This window comes from Achromobacter sp. 1012554356 (assembly GCF_059760815.1).
The window spans coordinates 32,143-47,414 of record NZ_JCBANC010000010.1; the positions used below are offsets into that span (position 1 = coordinate 32,143).

Consider the following 15,272-nt stretch of genomic DNA (forward strand, 5'->3'; position numbering starts at 1 on the left):
TTGACGACCGCCATGACAGACCTTGCCTTTCCCGCCCTTGCGCCGGCCACGTTGCCCATCGCCGGCAGCGCGGCCCGCTTTCCGGTCGCGCGCGTGTTCTGCATCGGCCGCAACTATCGCTGGCTGCCCGACGAACCGCGTCCAACGGAGATGCCGGCGTGGTTCATGAAGCCGGCCAGCGCCGTGTTCCCGGCCAGCGGCTCGTTGCCCTATCCCGCGGACACGGCGGACTACTGCCATGAGATCGAACTGGTCGTCGCGATTGGCCGTGGCGGCAAGCACATCGCGCCGGATGACGTCGAGGCCCTGCATATCTGGGGCTACGCCGCGGGGCTGGACATGACCCGGCGCGATCTGCAGCAGCAGGCCAAGCGCGCGGGCGGTCCGTGGGAGCCCGCCAAAGCCTTCGATCATTCCGCGCCGTGCACCGCCATCGTTCCTGCTGACGCGTGCGGTCACCCCCGCGAGGGCGCGCTGTGGCTATCCGTGAACGGAGTGGACCGCCAGCGCGCCGACGTCTCCGGCCTGCTGTGGTCGGTGCCCGAGCTGGTGGCGATGCTATCGCGATCCGTGGCCCTGGCGCCCGGCGATCTCATCTACACCGGCACGCCCGCGGGCGTCGGCCCGTTGGCGCCTGGCGACGTCGTCAGCGCGGGCGTGGCCGGTATCGGGGACCTCACCATGACCGTTGCCGCGCCCCGCGACGCCTGACATTGCACCCCAATGCTTCCCACATCAATCGCCATCCAATCCGCCCGAGGAGCCATCCCTTGAACGACAGCACCACCCAGAAAATTGCCTTGGTCACCGGCGCCGGCAGCGGCGTCGGCCGCGTTACCGCCATCGCCTTGCTGAACGACGGTTGGACCGTCGTGCTGGCCGGCCGCCGCGCCGATCCCTTGCAGTCGCTGCAAGCCGAGGCCACCGCGCGCGGCCAGACCGCGCTGGCCGTGCCCACCGACGTCACCCGCCCGGAAAGCGTCGAAGCGCTGTTCAACACCATCGAAAGCCGCTTCGGCCGGCTGGACCTGCTGTTCAACAACGCTGGCGTCAACGCGCCCGCCGTGCCGATGGACGAACTGCCGCTGGAAAAGTGGTTCAACGCCATCAACACCAATGTGACGGGCGTCTATCTCTGCGCGCGCGCCGCCTTCGGGCTGATGCGCCGCCAGACGCCGCAGGGCGGCCGCATCATCAACAACGGTTCCATTTCCGCGCACACGCCGCGCCCCTTCACCGCGCCCTACACCGCCAGCAAGCACGCCGTGACCGGTCTGACCAAGTCGCTGGCGCTGGACGGCCGCGCCTACAACATCGTGGCCGGGCAGATCGACATCGGCAACGCGATGACGGAGCTGTCCGAGCGCATGACGCGCGGTGTGCTGCAGGCCAATGGCACGGTCGCGCCGGAACCCATGATGGACGCCGTCCACGTCGCGAAAGCGGTGCGCCACATGGCGTCGCTGCCGCTGGACGCCAACGTCCTGACCATGACCGTCATGGCCAGCGCCATGCCCTTTACCGGGCGCGGCTGAGGCCTTATCCGCGCCCCGGGGTGCAACACATCCGGGGCGCCTCACAGAGTTGACTGAAGTTGACCACCCCGAGGAGACAAGCATGACCTTCACCACGCTGGCCAAGACCCTGGCCTTTTCGGCAGCCCTTGCCGCCGTGCCCGGCCTGGCCGCGGCGCAGAACTACCCCACCCGTCCCATCAGCATCATCGTGCCCGCCCCGCCGGGCGGCGGCATCGACATGATTGCGCGCGTCGTCGGCGAAAAGCTCTCGCAATCGCTGGGCCAGCCCGTCATCGTCGACAACCGGCCGGGCGCCTCCAACAACCTGGGCACGGCGCTGCTCGCCAACGCCAAGCCCGACGGCTACACCATCGGCATCGTGGGCGGCAGCCACAACATCAACAAGTACCTGTTCAAGAACCTGGGCTGGGATCCGCAAAAGAGCTTCGAGCCCATCGTCTACACCCATGAAATCCCGCTGGTGTTCTCGGTCTATCCGAAGATTCCGCCCAAGACGCTGCCGGAACTGGTGGACTGGATGAAGGCGCATCCGGACGAAGCCAAGGTCGCCACGTCCGGCCGCGGCAGCGCGCAGGAGATGGCCGCCGAGATGTTCCGCATGGTCAGCGGCGCGCCCATGCTGCTGATCCCGTACAAGGGCTCGTCCGCCGCGCACCCCGACCTGCTGGCCGGCCGCACGGTGCTGTACATCGACACGCTGAGCGCGATGCAGGAACAGGTCAAGGCCGGCAACGTGCGCGCCGTCGCGGTCTCGACCGCCAATCGCACCAAGGCCCTGCCCGACGTGCCGACCGCGCAGGAGCAAGGCCTGAAAGGCTACGACGCCAACACCAACGGCGGCTTCCTTGCGCCGGCGGGCACGCCGAAGGAGATCGTCGCCAAGCTCAATGCCGAGATCAACGCGGTGCTCAAGCAGCCGGCCGTGCGCGCCAAGCTGGAAGCCGCGGGCATCGAAGTCCAGGGCGGCACGCCGCAGGAATACGCGGCGGTGATCCAGTCGGACCTGGACAAGTGGGGCAAGGTGGTGAAGGAAGCGAAGATCGAGGCGGAGTGATATTCGCCACGTATGCAAAGGGACGCGGCGCGGCCGCTGCCCTTTGCGTGCGCAGGGGCGCGGTCCGATGGAGCCCGGATCGCGTCCTTTTCGCTTTGTTTCTCAGGCTCGCAACGAGGGCCTGGCCAGCACTACGCCGTCCGCCGCAATCCCATGAGCGACCGCGACAGGCGGCTTGCCGCGGCAAGCACCGGCTCCTTGAGGTCGAGCAGCACAGTCTCGGTCAGGCGCGAGATCGGCCCCGAGATGCAGATGGCGCCCTGGAGCGTCCAATTGATGCCGTAGACCGGCGCCGAAATGCTGGAGACCTCGGCATCGCGCTCGCCCAGCGAAATCATGTAGCCCGCGCGGCGCACGGATTCATAGGGCTCGCCCGGCTCGCCGGCAAACGCGAGCAGCACCCGCCCCGGACTGCCCAGCTCTAGCGGCAGCGCCGCCCCCACCCGCACGTGATGCCGGATTGACTTGGGGCCTTCGACCCGCGCCATGCATATGCGCTGCTTGCCTTCGCGCACGTAGAACGTGGCGCTTTCTCCGGTGGCAGCCGACAGCTCGCGCAGCACCGGCTGCACGATCTCCGCAATGTTGAACGTGGCCTGGTAACAGGCGCCCAGCCATCCCGCCGCGCGCGCCAGCCGCCACGTGCCGTCCTCACGTTGCGCCAGATAGTCGTCCATGGCCAGGGTGCGCGCCAGACGCAGCACGGTTGATCGATGGCAACCGGTCCGCCGGCTGAGTTCCGCCAGCGACAGGTGCGTGTCGTCCACGCCGAACGCCGCAAGGATGCTCATGGCGCGGCGCACCGCCACCACGCCTTCTTCGGCCGGGGCGTCATCGGGGTTTCCGCCCGGATTCCGGGTCGACTCATCGTTCATTGTACGCAACGTGTTCCGCTATACGAACCTGCATTGTATTGAGCGGAACACGGATTCACAATGCTCTCACCAAAACAAATATTGGAGACAACCATGAAGCAGATCGCCCGCGTGCTGTTCGGCCTGACCTTGTTGTGCATCACCAGCCTGAGCGCCGCGCAGGACTATCCCAACAAACCCATCCGTCTGATCGTCCCCTTCCCGCCGGGCGGCGGCACCGATGTGCTGGCGCGAGAGGCGGCGATCAAAGTGGCGGCCAATACCGGCTGGAACATCGTCACGGAGAACCGCCCAGGCTCGGGCGGCAACATCGGGGTGGACACGGTCTCCAAGGCTGCACCGGACGGCTACACGCTGGTGCTGGGCCAGACCAGCAACCTGGCGATCAATCCGACCCTGTACGCCAAGCTGCCCTACGACCCCGAAAAGGACCTTTCCGCCATCGGCCTGGTCGCGGACGCGCCGCTGGTGATTGTCGTGCCGGCAACCTCACCGCTGAAGTCCTTCGAGGACATGATCGCCGCCGCCAAAGCCAAGCCCGGCGCGTTGAACTTTGCAAGCTCGGGCAACGGGACCGTGGCGCATCTGGCCGCCGTGCAACTGCAGAACGCCGCCGGCATCCAGCTCACTCACGTTCCGTACAAAGGGGCGGCGCAGGCTTCCAATGACCTGATCGGCGGGCAGATCGACATGTACCTGTCGTCGGTGCCCACGCTGATCGGCCACGTGCGCAACGGCAAGATGCGGGCGCTGGCGGTGACATCGTCGCAGCGCGTGCCTGATATGCCCGACGTGCCCACCATCGCAGAGCGCGGGTTTCCTGGCTTCGAGGCGGTGACCTGGTTTGGCCTGGCAGCGCCCGCCGGCACACCCGCCGACATCGTGCAGCGATTGAACGCGGAGTTCAACAAGGCCTTGCAGGCCAAGGACCTGAGCCTGAAGTACCAGGAGCAAGGCGCGCGCGTGCTGACCAGTTCGCCCGACGCGTTCGCCAGGCTGATCCGCGACGACCGCATCCGCTGGGGCAAGATCGTCAAGGACTCGGGCGCGAAGGTCGAGTGATCGCCATGCCTGCCCGCTATCCGTATTCCAGCGGCGCGTCGCGCCCCGCAATTGCCGTGCCGGCCGGCGCGTGCGCAAGGCTGTCGCCGCCGGACGCCCATCCGCGACGCCGGCATCAAGCCCGCCTGACCGCCCCCGCATCCCTTTTCTATCTTTGACAGGAACACGCATGAGCACTCCGGACATCATCAAGGACTTTCCCCGCGTCAGCGCCGACATCGTGCGCCGCGCCGCGGAACTCCAACCCGCCATCCTGGCCGACGTCGCCGGCCGGCGCGGCGCGCTCAGCGGCCGCATCCGCCCGCTGCATCCCGGCATGAAGGTCGCCGGCACTGCATTGACGGTCGAGGTGCGCCCCGGCGACAACCTCATGATCCACGCCGCGATTTCGCTGGCCAAGCCGGGCGACGTGCTGGTGATCGACGGCAAGGGCGACCTCAGCGCCGCGCTGATGGGCACCATCATGATGAACGCCTGCCGCAAGCTGGGCATCGCGGGCGTCGTGATGGACGGCGCCGCGCGCGACACCGTCGAAATCATTGAAATGGACTACCCGGTGTTTGCCGCCGGCGCCAATCCCAACGGCCCCACCAAGAACGTGCCTGGCCGCATCGGCCATCCAGTATCCGTGGGCGGCGTGACCGTGCATCCGGGCGACTTCATCATCGGCGACGCGGACGGCGTGGTGGTGGTCGAGCGCGAGAAGATCGAAGGCCTGCTGCCCGCCGCCGAAAAGAAGGTGCGCGACGAAGCCGCGCGCATCGCCGCCATCCAGGCGGGCGACACGGAAGCGAAGTGGCTGAGCGCCGCGCTGCGCGCCGCCGGCGTGCTGAAGGAAGGAGAGTCGCTGTGAATGCCGCCGCCACGGGCAAGCCCGCGCTGGTCGTGACTGCGGCGGATCTGGCGCCGGAGGCGCTGGCGCTGCTGCAGGACTTTTCACTCGTCTTCGCCGGCAAGACCCCTACCGAAGACGACATCGTGGCGCTGTGCCGCGATCACAACCCAGTCGCCATCATCGTGCGCTACAGCAAGGTGGGCGCCGCGGCGATGGACGCCGCCCCGGCGCTGCGCGTGATCTCCAAGCACGGCAGCGGCACCGACACCATCGATAAGGCGGCCGCCGCCGAGCGCGGCATCCAGGTCGTGGCTGCCGTGGGTGTGAACGCCGCTGCCGTCGCCGAACAGGCGCTGGCGCTGCTGCTGGCCTGCGCCAAGTCCGTGGTCGGGCTGGACGAGCGCATGCGCGCCGGCCACTGGGACAAGTCCACGCACAAGAGCCTGGAATTGGGCGGCAAGACCATAGGCTTGATCGGCCTGGGCGCCATCGGCCGGCGCATGGCGGCGATGGCGCATGGGATGGACATGCAGGTGATCGGTTTCGACCCGTACGCCAAGGATCTGCCGGACCACATCCGCGCTGCGGAATTGAATGCGATCTGGCGCGAGGCCGATGTGGTGTCGCTGCACTGCCCGCTGACCGACGACAACCGCGGCATGGTCAATGGGCAGACGCTGGCGCAGTGCAAGCCCGGCGTGATCGTCGTAAACACGGCGCGCGGCGGCCTGGTGGACGAGGACGCGCTGCTGGCCGCCGTGCGTTCGGGCCACGTACGGGCCGCGGGTCTGGACAGCTTTGCCGTCGAACCCATGTCGGCAGGCCACCCGTTCCAAACCGAGCCACGCATCATCCTCAGCCCGCACATCGGCGGCGTGACCAGCGCCGCCTACGTGAACATGGGCGTGGCCGCCGCGCGTAACGTGCTGGACGTGCTGGCGCGCGCCGGGTCGGCCGCCTGAGGATTCGCCCAGTCCGCAACGACGCAGAACCTGGGCCTTTACGGCTCAATCACCGCGGCGAGGACGGGCGCAGCCTGTTCTGCTGACGCGGGCGCGCCGCGGCTGCAAACGCGCTTTGCCGTAACCCTGAATATTGCCAAGGTAACAGGGCGTTAAATGCCGTTTCAGCCTATCCCCCGGCGTGCAGCTTAAGAAAATGCCGGGATTTCGGGTCCTGGTGCAAACGCGGCCGAAAATCGGTCGGCGACGGCTTCGTTACACGGCAGCCGCCCCGGTAACACTTGTCTTGACACCCTTTGCGCCCCCCTTCTATGGTCGAGGCCGCCAACGATTTGGCATCCGAAATCCCCTTGCAGCCCCGTCTTGCGGCGCCTGAGCGCGCCCCAATCACTGGCGCGCGCCGGCAGCAGCTGGCGATGGCTGCACATCGCGACAGAGAGAGAAGAAGGACATGGCGTCTACACGCAAGTCAGAAGGAAAAGGTTTGCGGTCGGGCAACGCGGCGGCCGCCTTCGGGGCGATGAGCCCGACGCCGGGCAACGCCGCGCAGGAGAAGGCCACGCCGGCTGCCGCAGCACCGGCTGCCGCAGCCCCTGCCCCCGTCACGTCATCCAACAACGCGCCTGCCACTGCGCGCGTTGCGCCGCCCGACGCCGCAGCGGTCCTCTACGCCATCCATCAGGTGGACAGCAAGGGCGAACCGTCTGCCAACGTCGCCAACGGCAGCATCGCCACCTATTGGTTCGGACACGCGTTTGAACTGGAAGGCACGCCGTACTACACCGGCTTCGTCTGGGAAACCGCCGAACGCTACGGCAAGCCGGGCGAAGATGACGTCGGCCCCATGACGCCCGTGAACCTTGCCGAAGCCACTTTCATCCGCGATCCGGCATCGCCGGAGAGCCCCTGGAAATTCCGTGGCATGGAACCGACGATCGGCGAGTTCGGCGCCTACGAAAGGCCGCCCGAAGTCGACACGCAGCGCAAGCCGCTGGAGTACCGCACGGCATCGGGCAAGCTGATGCTGGCCGTGCCCACAGAGACGTTCGACAACGGCATCACGATCAGCGGCTACACCCTGCTTGTCTTCACGCCCCCGGAAAAGCGCCAGGACGAAATGGGCAACGTGTGGGCCTATGTGGGCAACGTGATTGCGGGCGAGGACAATGGACCCGCCTGCGCGGACGGCGACGTCATGCCGTGTACGCGCAGCGATGGCGAACTGGTCTTCAGCGCCACCGGCACCGCCGATCTGCCGCGCGTGACGGTGCAGTTCACGGGCAACACCATCTCGGGTCCCGGCAAGACCCGCAAGCTGGGCCCCGGCGACGCCGTCATTTACGCGTACGACACCGCGCGCAAGCAATACGTCGCGCAGCAGTAAGCACACCCGCCATAGCAACAGCGGCAGGTCGCCGACTGCCGCCGATCAAGCCGCGGCCGGCACCTTTGCCCCGGCCACTTCCAGCCGATTGCCGCCCAGCGATTTGGCGCGGTAGAGCGCCTGGTCTGCAACGGCCAGCGCGTCCATGATGGTGGGCACGTCGCCATTGAAACGCGCTAATCCGATGCTGACCGTCGCGGCGATGCCGATGTTGTCCATCCGGTTCGAGACGGTCACCGCAAAGCGCTCGGCCATGGCCTTGCCCAGCGTGTGTGCGCCCTTTGCATCGTCGCCCCAAAGCAGCGCGGCGAATTCCTCGCCGCCGATGCGCGCCAGAATGGTGTCGTGACCCAGCACCTCGCGCGCGGTTTCGGCGAAGGACTTGAGCACCTGATCGCCCGCCGGGTGCCCATAGCGGTCGTTCACGGATTTGAAATGATCCAGGTCGAACGCCAGCACGGCCACCGCGCCGCGGCCCTCCTTGCCGTTCAAAACGCGGGCGCCCTGCTCGAAGAACCAGCGCCGGTTGCCCAGGCGGGTCAGGTAGTCGGTCTGCGATTCAAGCAGTAGCTGGCGGTGCGTCTCATCGCGGATGAGCTTGAGCAGCGTCATCGGCAGCACCACGGAATACAGCACGCCCTCGTAGATGGTGAGCTTGCCGGCCAGCGCCAGGACGGGCTGCGTGGCAACCCACGGCAGAATGAACGCCCGGGCGGCATAAAGGGCCGTGTGCACGCCAGCAACCGCGACGACGATATGCCGCGACCGCCGAGGCTTGAGCGCCTGGCAGCGATACAGCTCCCAGGCCGTCAATCCGCTGACGATCGCAATAGGCACCGAGCTGACGTAAGTCCACATCACGTCCAGCCAGCGCACGCCGCCGATCACCCAGACCAGCCCCATGCCGATCAGCACGCAGAGCGACGTGCGCACGTAGCGCCGTCCGCTCAACGCGGCCACGCCGTTGAGCACGAGCAGATAGCCGCCGAGGATGACGAGGTTGCTGAGGGCCGCGCCGCTGACGCCGGGAAGATCGCGACGATACAAGGCCGCCGCGCAACCAAGGGCCAGCGTGGCGAAGCCTGAAGCCAGGATGCGTAATTCCTTGCTGCGTGTGGGGTTGGCCCGCTGTTCCCAGAACATGAGGCCGGCGCTGACTAGCAGTGTTCCGACTGCCAGCAGGTAAAGAGTGAGAAGATCGACGTACATCTCGAAAGTCAGGAGATTTCGCCGAAAACTCGCGGCGACTGCGGGATTTTACGGTGAAAACGTTGGATTTCACCTTTTCAGGAGGCGCTTTTGCGCCGGTCCGGGCGGCGCCCAACCGCGCGCCATCCGGCCCCGAAATTTTGTCCCATGGACAGATCATTTGATGATCTGCCCCCCATACCGTCTCACTTCCGATCGCTGGAACTTGTGGGGCCGTCAGAAGGCACTCGCACACCGTTCGGCATCACCCCCGGCGGGCCGCCTCGATGGTCGCGATGTCGATCTTCTTCATCGTCATCATGGCCTCGAACGCGCGCTTGGCCGCGGCTTGATCCAGGTCCGTGACCGCGGCAAGAAGCGCCCTGGGCGTGATCTGCCAGGACAGTCCCCATTTATCCTTGCACCAGCCGCAATCGCTCTCCTGGCCGCCATTCGACACGATCGCGTCCCACAGGCGGTCGGTCTCGGCCTGATCGTCGGTCGCGACCTGAAAGGAAAACGATTCGTTGTGCTGGAAGGCGTCGCCGCCATTGAGCCCGACGCATGGGATGCCCATGACCGTGAAGTCGACCATCAGGATGTCGCCCTGCTGGCCCGAGGGATAGTCGCCGGGCGCGCGGTGTACTGTGCCCACCTTGCTGTCCGGGAACGTCTTTGCATAAAAGGTCGCCGCTTCCAGGGCGTCGCCGTCGTACCACAGGCAAACGGTGTTTTTGCTGGCCATCTTGCTCCTCCTTCGCAGGAAAGTGATGCGCTCAAACCTTGCTGCAATGCGCGACGTTCAAGCATAGACCACGCTGCGCCCGCAGAAAACCGGGCACGCATCGCGGTCATGCCGGCCCCGTTTCAAACCGCGATGCGCCCGTCGATGCAGGTCACGGACTGCCCACCCACGCGAATGGCGCCGCCCGCATCGAACGAGATGTTCAGCCTGCCCGACCGCCCGACCACGGCGCCCTGCGTGCTGAGGTACTCCGTCCCGAACTGCGTCACCTGTCCCGCGTCCCGGATAAACGCCGCCACCGAACCATTGCCGCTGCCGCATACCGGGTCTTCGTTTGCGCCCAGGCTGGGCGCAAACGCCCGGACCTCGATGGCGGCTTCCGCGCCTTCGCCATACGCGCCGTACACGACGATGCCGGCTGCGTTGTTGCGGCGGTCGAAGTCGGCCATGCGCGCAAAGTCCGGCCGCAGCGTCAGCACCGCCTGCGCGCTGGGCAATTGCGCAATCGTCCACACCGGGCCCACGTTGACCAGCTTGGGGGCCGGATCGTGGATCACCGCCGAGCCCAGTATTGCTTCCATTTCATCGACCAGCTCCGCGCCAAGCTCGGCCAGGCTGGGTTCCGGCAGCGTGAAGGCGATGAGCGGGCTGCCGCCGGCCGCGTCCGTGACCGACAGATCAATCAGGCCCGCCGCGCATTCCTGCACGAGCTTGCCGCCGCGCGGCGCGACGATGCCGGCTTCGAGCAGCGCATGGGCGGTGCCCAGCGTGGGATGCCCTGCGAAGGGCAGCTCGGCCTGCGGCGTGAAGATGCGCACCAGGTAATCGGCGCCGGGCTGCGTGGGGGGCAGCACGAAGGTGGTCTCCGACAGATTCGTCCAGTTGGCGATGCGCCGCATCTGCTCGTCCGACAGGCCCTGCCCTTGCAGCACCACCGCGACAGGATTGCCGCGATAGGGTTCGCTGGTGAATACATCCACTTGTTTGAATGGCACGCTCATGTCCCGCTCCTTTATTCAATATCCGGATGACTGTCGGCCAGCCGTTGGCGGCGCGCCCGCAGCGCCTCGAGTTTTTCCTCCAGCGCCGCGATCTCGGCATCGACGTCCTGCACGCTCTGCTCGATGTGTTCGTAGGCCTGCTGCAGCAACACCTTTGCCTCCTTGCGGCTGGAGGCCGTGGGCGTTTCGCCGCGCAGCGGCCGGTTGGCCGTTTCGGGCAGGAAGAACGACGTGATGAGCCCGATGACCGACGCCACCATCAGGTAGTACGCGGGCATCATCAGGTTCTCGGTCTCTTCCACCAGCCACGCAGCCACCGTGGGCGTCAGGCCGGCAAAGATGATGGCCACGTTGAACGAGCTGGCCAGCGCGCTGTAGCGGATGCGCGTGGGAAACAGCGCGGGCAGCGTGGCCGCCATGATGCCGATCAGGCAGTTCAGGAAGATCGCGATCAGCAGCAGCCCGAGAAAGATCAGCGCCGTGTTGTCGCTGGCGATAAGGAAGAACGAGGGCATCGCCGTGACCAGCAGGCCCAGACTGCCAGCCAGCAGGAAAGGCTTGCGGCCGATCTTGTCGCTGATGAAGCCCACCACCGGCTGCACGAACAGCATGCCCACCATCACGACGACGATGATGAGCACGCCGTGACCTTCCGTATAACCCAGGCTGCCGGACAGATACGTTGGCATGTAGGTAAGCAGCATGTAGTAAGTGACGTTGGTCACCAGCACCATGCCGATGCTGACCAGCAACGCGCGGCGGTACTTGCTGAAGATCTCGCGGAACGACACCGTCGGCTTTTCCTGCACGGCGTCGCGGTCTTCTTTTTCCATCCGTTCAAGCTGCTGCGTGAAGGCCGGCGTTTCCTCGGCCGCATGGCGCAGATACAAGCCCAGCAGGCCCAGGGGTCCGGCCACGAAGAACGGAATGCGCCAGCCCCAGTCAAGGAACGTCTGCTCGCCCAGCATGGTTTGCAGCAGCACGACCATGCCCGCGCCCACGACGAATCCGGCGATCGAGCCGAAGTCCAGCCAGCTTCCCAGGAAGCCGCGCTGCCTGTCGGGCGCGTACTCGGCCACGAACACGGCCGCGCCGGTGTATTCGCCCCCCACTGAAAAGCCCTGCGCCAGTTTGCACGCCAAGAGAAGAATCGGCGCCCACAGGCCGATCGTGGCATACGCGGGAATGAGGCCAATGCAGAACGTGCTGATGGCCATGATGATGATGGTGAGCGACAGCACCTTCTGGCGCCCGAAGCGATCGCCCATGATGCCGAAGAACACGCCGCCTAGCGGCCGCACGAGGAAAGGCACGGAAAACGTGCCCAGCGCGGCGATGGTCTGCACGGCGGGCGAGGCGTCGGGAAAGAACACCTTGCCCAGCGCAAAGGCGACAAAGCCATAGACGCCGAAATCAAACCATTCCATCGCATTGCCAAGCGCCGCGGCCGTCACGGCCTTCTTGAGCTTGGTGTTGTCGATGACCGTGATGTCGCCGATCTCCAGTGGACGGATCTCTTGCGACGACGTGGGGGTTTCTGCCATGGTGCGACATCCATAAAACGGGACATGCCGATTATGGACCCGATTTTGGCGACGGTCATCGCCCCCCGGCATTGCGGGAGTGGCGGGCGCGCGCCCATAATGCCCCACCAGTCAGACGCCCGCCGGAGCCCCCCCCATGACCGATACCCACAAGCCGCCGCTGATCTATCTTGAAGACCTGTCCGTCGGAGACGTCTTCGTCAGCAAGACCCACGCCCTGGACGCGGCGCAGATCATCGCCTTTGCCTCGCAATTCGACCCGCAGCCCTTTCACCTGGATCCGGACGCGGCGCGCGATACGCTGTTCCAGGGCCTGGCGGCCAGCGGCTGGCATACGGCGGCGCTGACCATGAAGCTGCTGGTCGAGAGCTTTCCCGTGGCGCGCGGCGTGATCGGCGCAGGCGCTGAAGTGATCTGGCCGCAGCCCACCCGTCCCGACGACGTGGTCAAGGTGACGAGCACGGTGCTGAGCATCACGCCGTCCCGCTCCAAGCCCGACCGCGCCATCGTGGTCGTGGAATCGGTCACGTCGAACCAGCGGGACGAAGCCCTTCAGAAATTGACGAGCAAGGTCGTCGTGTTCCGCCGGTCATGAGCGGATCATCGGCCCGTCATGATCCGGCCCACGGTCCGGCCGGCCGCACGCTCACGCCGCCACGCCCTCCGGCAATTTGACGATGACCTTGATCTCGAACTGGAATCCATAGAGCCAGGTCACGCCCACTGCCGTGATGTTCGGATACGGCGCCTCGCCCCAGAACTCGGGCACCACTTCCCACATGGTCTCGAACTGCGACTGCGGATCGACCATGAAGACCGTCACATCGACCACGTCGTCGAACGAGGTGCCCGCCGCGTTCAGGATGGCGTTCAGGTTCTGGAATGCCAGGCGCACCTGCTGACGCAGATCGGGCTCGGGCGAGCCGTCATCGCGGCTGCCGACCTGGCCGGACACGAACAGAAAGCCATTGGAACGCACGGCCGGCGAATAACGGTTGCGCTCGTAAAGCGCGTGGCGATGAGGAGGAAAAACGACGTCACGGTTGTTCATGGGGTTCTCCAAGAGGTGGGGCTTCAGACCGCCCGCGTTGACATAGGCAAACTGTAAAAGCGCCCGCCGCACGGATAAACGGCCAACTTCATCCATCACTATTTGTAGAATCCAAACAATCCCGATCCCATCCGGAGCAGCCATGGACCGATTTGACGCAATGACCGCGTTTGCGCGCGTGGTGGAGACCGGCAGCTTCACCAAGGCGGCCGAAACCCTGCACATGAGCAAGACCAGCGTCACGCAACTCGTGCAGCAGCTCGAAGCGCGCCTGCGCGTGCGTCTGTTGAACCGCACCACGCGCAAGGTCAATGTCACGGCCGACGGCGCGGCGTATTACGAGCGCGTGATCAAGCTGCTGGCCGACATGGACGACGCCGAGACCAGCCTGTCCAGCGCCGCTGAAGCGCCGCGCGGCCGCCTGCGCGTGGACGTGCCCAGTCCGCTGGCGCGCATGGTGCTGGTGCCGGCCCTGCCCGCCTTCCACACGCGCTATCCCGACATCCAGCTCGACATGGGCGTCAGCGACCGCATCGTCGACCTGATCGGTGAAAACGTCGACTGCGTCGTGCGCGGCGGCGAGCTGACCGACCAATCCTTGATGGCCCGCCGCGTCGGCGACCTGCGTTTGGGCGTGTATGCCGCGCCCTCGTACCTGAAGCTGGCCGGCAAGCCCGCGCACCCGCGCGAGCTTGAGGACACGCACCATCGCATCGTCGGTTTCCTGTGGCAACGCACGGGGCGCGCACTGCCCTACGCCATGCGCCGCGGCAACGAAGTCGTCAACGTGCATGGCCGCTACGTGCTGGCCGTGGACGACGGCAATGCGTACCTGGCGGCCGGCCTGGCCGGAATGGGCGTGATGTGGCTGCCGGATTACATGTCCGCGCCGCATCTTGCACAAGGCGAGTTGGTGCCGGTCTTCGAAGACTGGCGGATGGATCCGATGCCCATGTATGTGGCGTTTCCGCCCAACCGCCACGTCAGCGCCAAATTGCGCGCATTCATCGACTGGATCATCGAACTGGTGGGCGCGTATTCGCCTGCGGGCGGACGATAGCGCGGGAGCCCCCAGCGCCGACGTCCCTATTCTTTTGCGAGTTCCCCCGCCAGTTCCAGCGCCCGCGCCAGGAACACCGATGCATCGTCCTTGCGATAGCTGACGATCACGGGCGACACGAAGGCGTCGGCTTCGATCCGCACGTGCGCGACGTCCTGACGTTGCAGCCGTTGCACGGACGCGGGCACCACCGTAACGCCCAGTCCGGCCGCGACCAGCCCGATGGCGGTCTGCAGTTCGTTGGCTTCTTGCGCCACCTGCAGTGAATGGCCGGCGGCGCGAAAAAGGCCCAGTACGTGATCCGCGTAGTTGGGCCGCGGACGCGCCGGATACAGGACGAAGGGCTCGCGCGCCAGCCGGTCGACCGAGACGCTGCCCTGGCCCGCCAGCGGGTGATGCAGCGGCACGGCGGCCAACAAGGGTTCGGTCATCAGCACGCGGCGCTCGATAGCCGGGTCGTCCAGCAGGATGCGGCCGATACCCAGGTCGATGCGGCCAGCCTTCAGCGCTTCGAGCTGCGGCAAGGTGTTCATTTCCATCAGGCCCACTTCGACCCGTTCGTCCGCGCTACGCAGCAGGCGGATCAGTTCCGGCACGAAACCGTATAGCGTGGACGGCACGAAGCCGATGCCGAACCATCGCCGCTCCGTCTGGCCCAACCGGCGCGTGCCTTCCAGCACTTCATCCAGCCGCGCGGTCAACAGGCGCGATTGCTCCAGCAGAAATCGGCCCGCCTCGGTCAGGCGTAGTGCGCGCGTGGTGCGCTCGAACAGCAGCACGCCCAGCTCTTCCTCCAGCTGCTTGATCTGGCGGCTGAGCGGCGGCTGCGCGATGTGCAGCCGCGCGGCCGCCTGCGTGAAACTGCCGGCCTCGGCCACGGCCTGGAAATAGCGCAAGTGCCTGAGCTCCATGACGATTAAGACCCTGAAGGTATGAATTGAAACCCATATAGTCTTGGACGCCTTGAAAAAAG

At 66.2% G+C, this 15,272-nt stretch carries 16 protein-coding genes; 9 read left to right on the forward strand and 7 right to left on the reverse strand.

The annotated features are described in order from the left end of the window. Nucleotides 1-12 precede the first annotated feature (12 nt). The 3 genes from AC6LJW_RS06800 to AC6LJW_RS06810 all read left to right on the forward strand — a co-directional run bounded on the left by AC6LJW_RS06800 (nucleotide 13) and on the right by AC6LJW_RS06810 (nucleotide 2,592). Complete coding sequence (locus AC6LJW_RS06800) at nucleotides 13-711, forward strand: fumarylacetoacetate hydrolase family protein (protein ID WP_427987944.1); 699 nt, start codon at nucleotides 13-15, stop codon at nucleotides 709-711. A 59-nt stretch (nucleotides 712-770) separates the two neighbouring features. Beyond that, on the forward strand, nucleotides 771-1,535 hold the full coding sequence (locus AC6LJW_RS06805; RefSeq protein ID WP_056561625.1) for an SDR family oxidoreductase: 765 nt from the start codon (nucleotides 771-773) through the stop codon (nucleotides 1,533-1,535). Nucleotides 1,536-1,617: 82 nt separating this feature from the next. Continuing rightward, nucleotides 1,618-2,592: a Bug family tripartite tricarboxylate transporter substrate binding protein gene (locus AC6LJW_RS06810; protein WP_313696600.1), complete on the forward strand. Its 975-nt coding sequence runs from the start codon at nucleotides 1,618-1,620 to the stop codon at nucleotides 2,590-2,592. Nucleotides 2,593-2,723: 131 nt separating this feature from the next. Here AC6LJW_RS06810 and AC6LJW_RS06815 read toward each other — a convergent pair whose 3' ends face one another. Then, nucleotides 2,724-3,467, reverse strand: coding sequence for an IclR family transcriptional regulator (locus AC6LJW_RS06815; RefSeq protein WP_498086831.1), 744 nt, complete (start codon nucleotides 3,465-3,467; stop codon nucleotides 2,724-2,726). Nucleotides 3,468-3,560: 93 nt separating this feature from the next. Here AC6LJW_RS06815 and AC6LJW_RS06820 point away from each other — a divergent pair, with 93 nt between their 5' ends. The 4 genes from AC6LJW_RS06820 to AC6LJW_RS06835 all read left to right on the forward strand — a co-directional run bounded on the left by AC6LJW_RS06820 (nucleotide 3,561) and on the right by AC6LJW_RS06835 (nucleotide 7,710). Further along, on the forward strand, nucleotides 3,561-4,529 hold the full coding sequence (locus tag AC6LJW_RS06820; protein ID WP_498086832.1) for a Bug family tripartite tricarboxylate transporter substrate binding protein: 969 nt from the start codon (nucleotides 3,561-3,563) through the stop codon (nucleotides 4,527-4,529). Nucleotides 4,530-4,698: 169 nt separating this feature from the next. Next, nucleotides 4,699-5,382, forward strand: a complete 684-nt coding sequence (locus AC6LJW_RS06825) for an RraA family protein (RefSeq protein WP_498086833.1) — start codon at nucleotides 4,699-4,701, stop codon at nucleotides 5,380-5,382. Continuing rightward, nucleotides 5,379-6,326, forward strand: coding sequence for an NAD(P)-dependent oxidoreductase (locus AC6LJW_RS06830; RefSeq protein WP_498086834.1), 948 nt, complete (start codon nucleotides 5,379-5,381; stop codon nucleotides 6,324-6,326). The genes AC6LJW_RS06825 and AC6LJW_RS06830 overlap by 4 nt, the downstream gene beginning before the upstream one ends. A 484-nt stretch (nucleotides 6,327-6,810) precedes the next feature. Further along, nucleotides 6,811-7,710 carry a hypothetical protein gene (locus AC6LJW_RS06835; RefSeq protein ID WP_498086835.1) on the forward strand — a complete coding sequence of 300 codons (900 nt, stop codon included), beginning with the start codon at nucleotides 6,811-6,813 and terminating at the stop codon, nucleotides 7,708-7,710. A gap of 45 nt (nucleotides 7,711-7,755) precedes the next feature. Here the strand turns inward: AC6LJW_RS06835 and AC6LJW_RS06840 are convergent, their stop codons facing one another. The 4 genes from AC6LJW_RS06840 to proP all read right to left on the reverse strand — a co-directional run bounded on the left by AC6LJW_RS06840 (nucleotide 7,756) and on the right by proP (nucleotide 12,188). After that, the gene (locus AC6LJW_RS06840; protein ID WP_056561642.1) at nucleotides 7,756-8,919 is read right to left on the reverse strand and encodes a GGDEF domain-containing protein; all 1,164 of its coding nucleotides are present in this window, start codon (nucleotides 8,917-8,919) and stop codon (nucleotides 7,756-7,758) included. Between the two features lie 244 nt (nucleotides 8,920-9,163). Further along, nucleotides 9,164-9,643: a VOC family protein gene (locus AC6LJW_RS06845; RefSeq protein WP_056561644.1), complete on the reverse strand. Its 480-nt coding sequence runs from the start codon at nucleotides 9,641-9,643 to the stop codon at nucleotides 9,164-9,166. A gap of 122 nt (nucleotides 9,644-9,765) precedes the next feature. Then, nucleotides 9,766-10,644 carry a PhzF family phenazine biosynthesis protein gene (locus AC6LJW_RS06850; RefSeq protein ID WP_498086836.1) on the reverse strand — a complete coding sequence of 293 codons (879 nt, stop codon included), beginning with the start codon at nucleotides 10,642-10,644 and terminating at the stop codon, nucleotides 9,766-9,768. Nucleotides 10,645-10,655: 11 nt separating this feature from the next. After that, nucleotides 10,656-12,188, reverse strand: a complete 1,533-nt coding sequence (proP, locus tag AC6LJW_RS06855) for a glycine betaine/L-proline transporter ProP (protein WP_056561648.1) — start codon at nucleotides 12,186-12,188, stop codon at nucleotides 10,656-10,658. A gap of 136 nt (nucleotides 12,189-12,324) precedes the next feature. On the opposite strand from proP, the gene AC6LJW_RS06860 reads away from it, so the two are divergent. Next, complete coding sequence (locus AC6LJW_RS06860) at nucleotides 12,325-12,783, forward strand: MaoC family dehydratase (RefSeq protein ID WP_427987932.1); 459 nt, start codon at nucleotides 12,325-12,327, stop codon at nucleotides 12,781-12,783. A gap of 51 nt (nucleotides 12,784-12,834) precedes the next feature. Here AC6LJW_RS06860 and AC6LJW_RS06865 read toward each other — a convergent pair whose 3' ends face one another. After that, nucleotides 12,835-13,239 carry a RidA family protein gene (locus AC6LJW_RS06865; RefSeq protein ID WP_498086837.1) on the reverse strand — a complete coding sequence of 135 codons (405 nt, stop codon included), beginning with the start codon at nucleotides 13,237-13,239 and terminating at the stop codon, nucleotides 12,835-12,837. A 142-nt stretch (nucleotides 13,240-13,381) separates the two neighbouring features. Here AC6LJW_RS06865 and AC6LJW_RS06870 point away from each other — a divergent pair, with 142 nt between their 5' ends. Continuing rightward, nucleotides 13,382-14,299 (forward strand): LysR family transcriptional regulator, encoded by a 918-nt coding sequence (locus AC6LJW_RS06870; RefSeq protein ID WP_056561656.1) that lies wholly within the window; start codon nucleotides 13,382-13,384, stop codon nucleotides 14,297-14,299. Between the two features lie 26 nt (nucleotides 14,300-14,325). On the opposite strand, the gene AC6LJW_RS06875 is transcribed toward AC6LJW_RS06870, so the two are convergent. Next, complete coding sequence (locus AC6LJW_RS06875) at nucleotides 14,326-15,210, reverse strand: LysR family transcriptional regulator (RefSeq protein WP_056561658.1); 885 nt, start codon at nucleotides 15,208-15,210, stop codon at nucleotides 14,326-14,328. Nucleotides 15,211-15,272 lie beyond the last annotated feature (62 nt).

Excerpts from the sequence above, each read along its gene's own strand:
- AC6LJW_RS06870 (WP_056561656.1), top strand. The coding sequence starts at position 13,382 with ATGGACCGATTTGACGCAATGACCGCGTTTGCGCGCGTGGTGGAGACC.
- AC6LJW_RS06845 (WP_056561644.1), bottom strand. The coding sequence starts at position 9,643 with ATGGCCAGCAAAAACACCGTTTGCCTGTGGTACGACGGCGACGCCCTG.
- AC6LJW_RS06840 (WP_056561642.1), bottom strand. The coding sequence starts at position 8,919 with ATGTACGTCGATCTTCTCACTCTTTACCTGCTGGCAGTCGGAACACTG.
- AC6LJW_RS06825 (WP_498086833.1), top strand. The coding sequence starts at position 4,699 with ATGAGCACTCCGGACATCATCAAGGACTTTCCCCGCGTCAGCGCCGAC.
- AC6LJW_RS06860 (WP_427987932.1), top strand. The coding sequence starts at position 12,325 with ATGACCGATACCCACAAGCCGCCGCTGATCTATCTTGAAGACCTGTCC.
- AC6LJW_RS06875 (WP_056561658.1), bottom strand. The coding sequence starts at position 15,210 with ATGGAGCTCAGGCACTTGCGCTATTTCCAGGCCGTGGCCGAGGCCGGC.
- AC6LJW_RS06800 (WP_427987944.1), top strand. The coding sequence starts at position 13 with ATGACAGACCTTGCCTTTCCCGCCCTTGCGCCGGCCACGTTGCCCATC.
- proP (WP_056561648.1), bottom strand. The coding sequence starts at position 12,188 with ATGGCAGAAACCCCCACGTCGTCGCAAGAGATCCGTCCACTGGAGATC.
- AC6LJW_RS06850 (WP_498086836.1), bottom strand. The coding sequence starts at position 10,644 with ATGAGCGTGCCATTCAAACAAGTGGATGTATTCACCAGCGAACCCTAT.
- AC6LJW_RS06820 (WP_498086832.1), top strand. The coding sequence starts at position 3,561 with ATGAAGCAGATCGCCCGCGTGCTGTTCGGCCTGACCTTGTTGTGCATC.
- AC6LJW_RS06865 (WP_498086837.1), bottom strand. The coding sequence starts at position 13,239 with ATGAACAACCGTGACGTCGTTTTTCCTCCTCATCGCCACGCGCTTTAC.
- AC6LJW_RS06815 (WP_498086831.1), bottom strand. The coding sequence starts at position 3,467 with ATGAACGATGAGTCGACCCGGAATCCGGGCGGAAACCCCGATGACGCC.
- AC6LJW_RS06810 (WP_313696600.1), top strand. The coding sequence starts at position 1,618 with ATGACCTTCACCACGCTGGCCAAGACCCTGGCCTTTTCGGCAGCCCTT.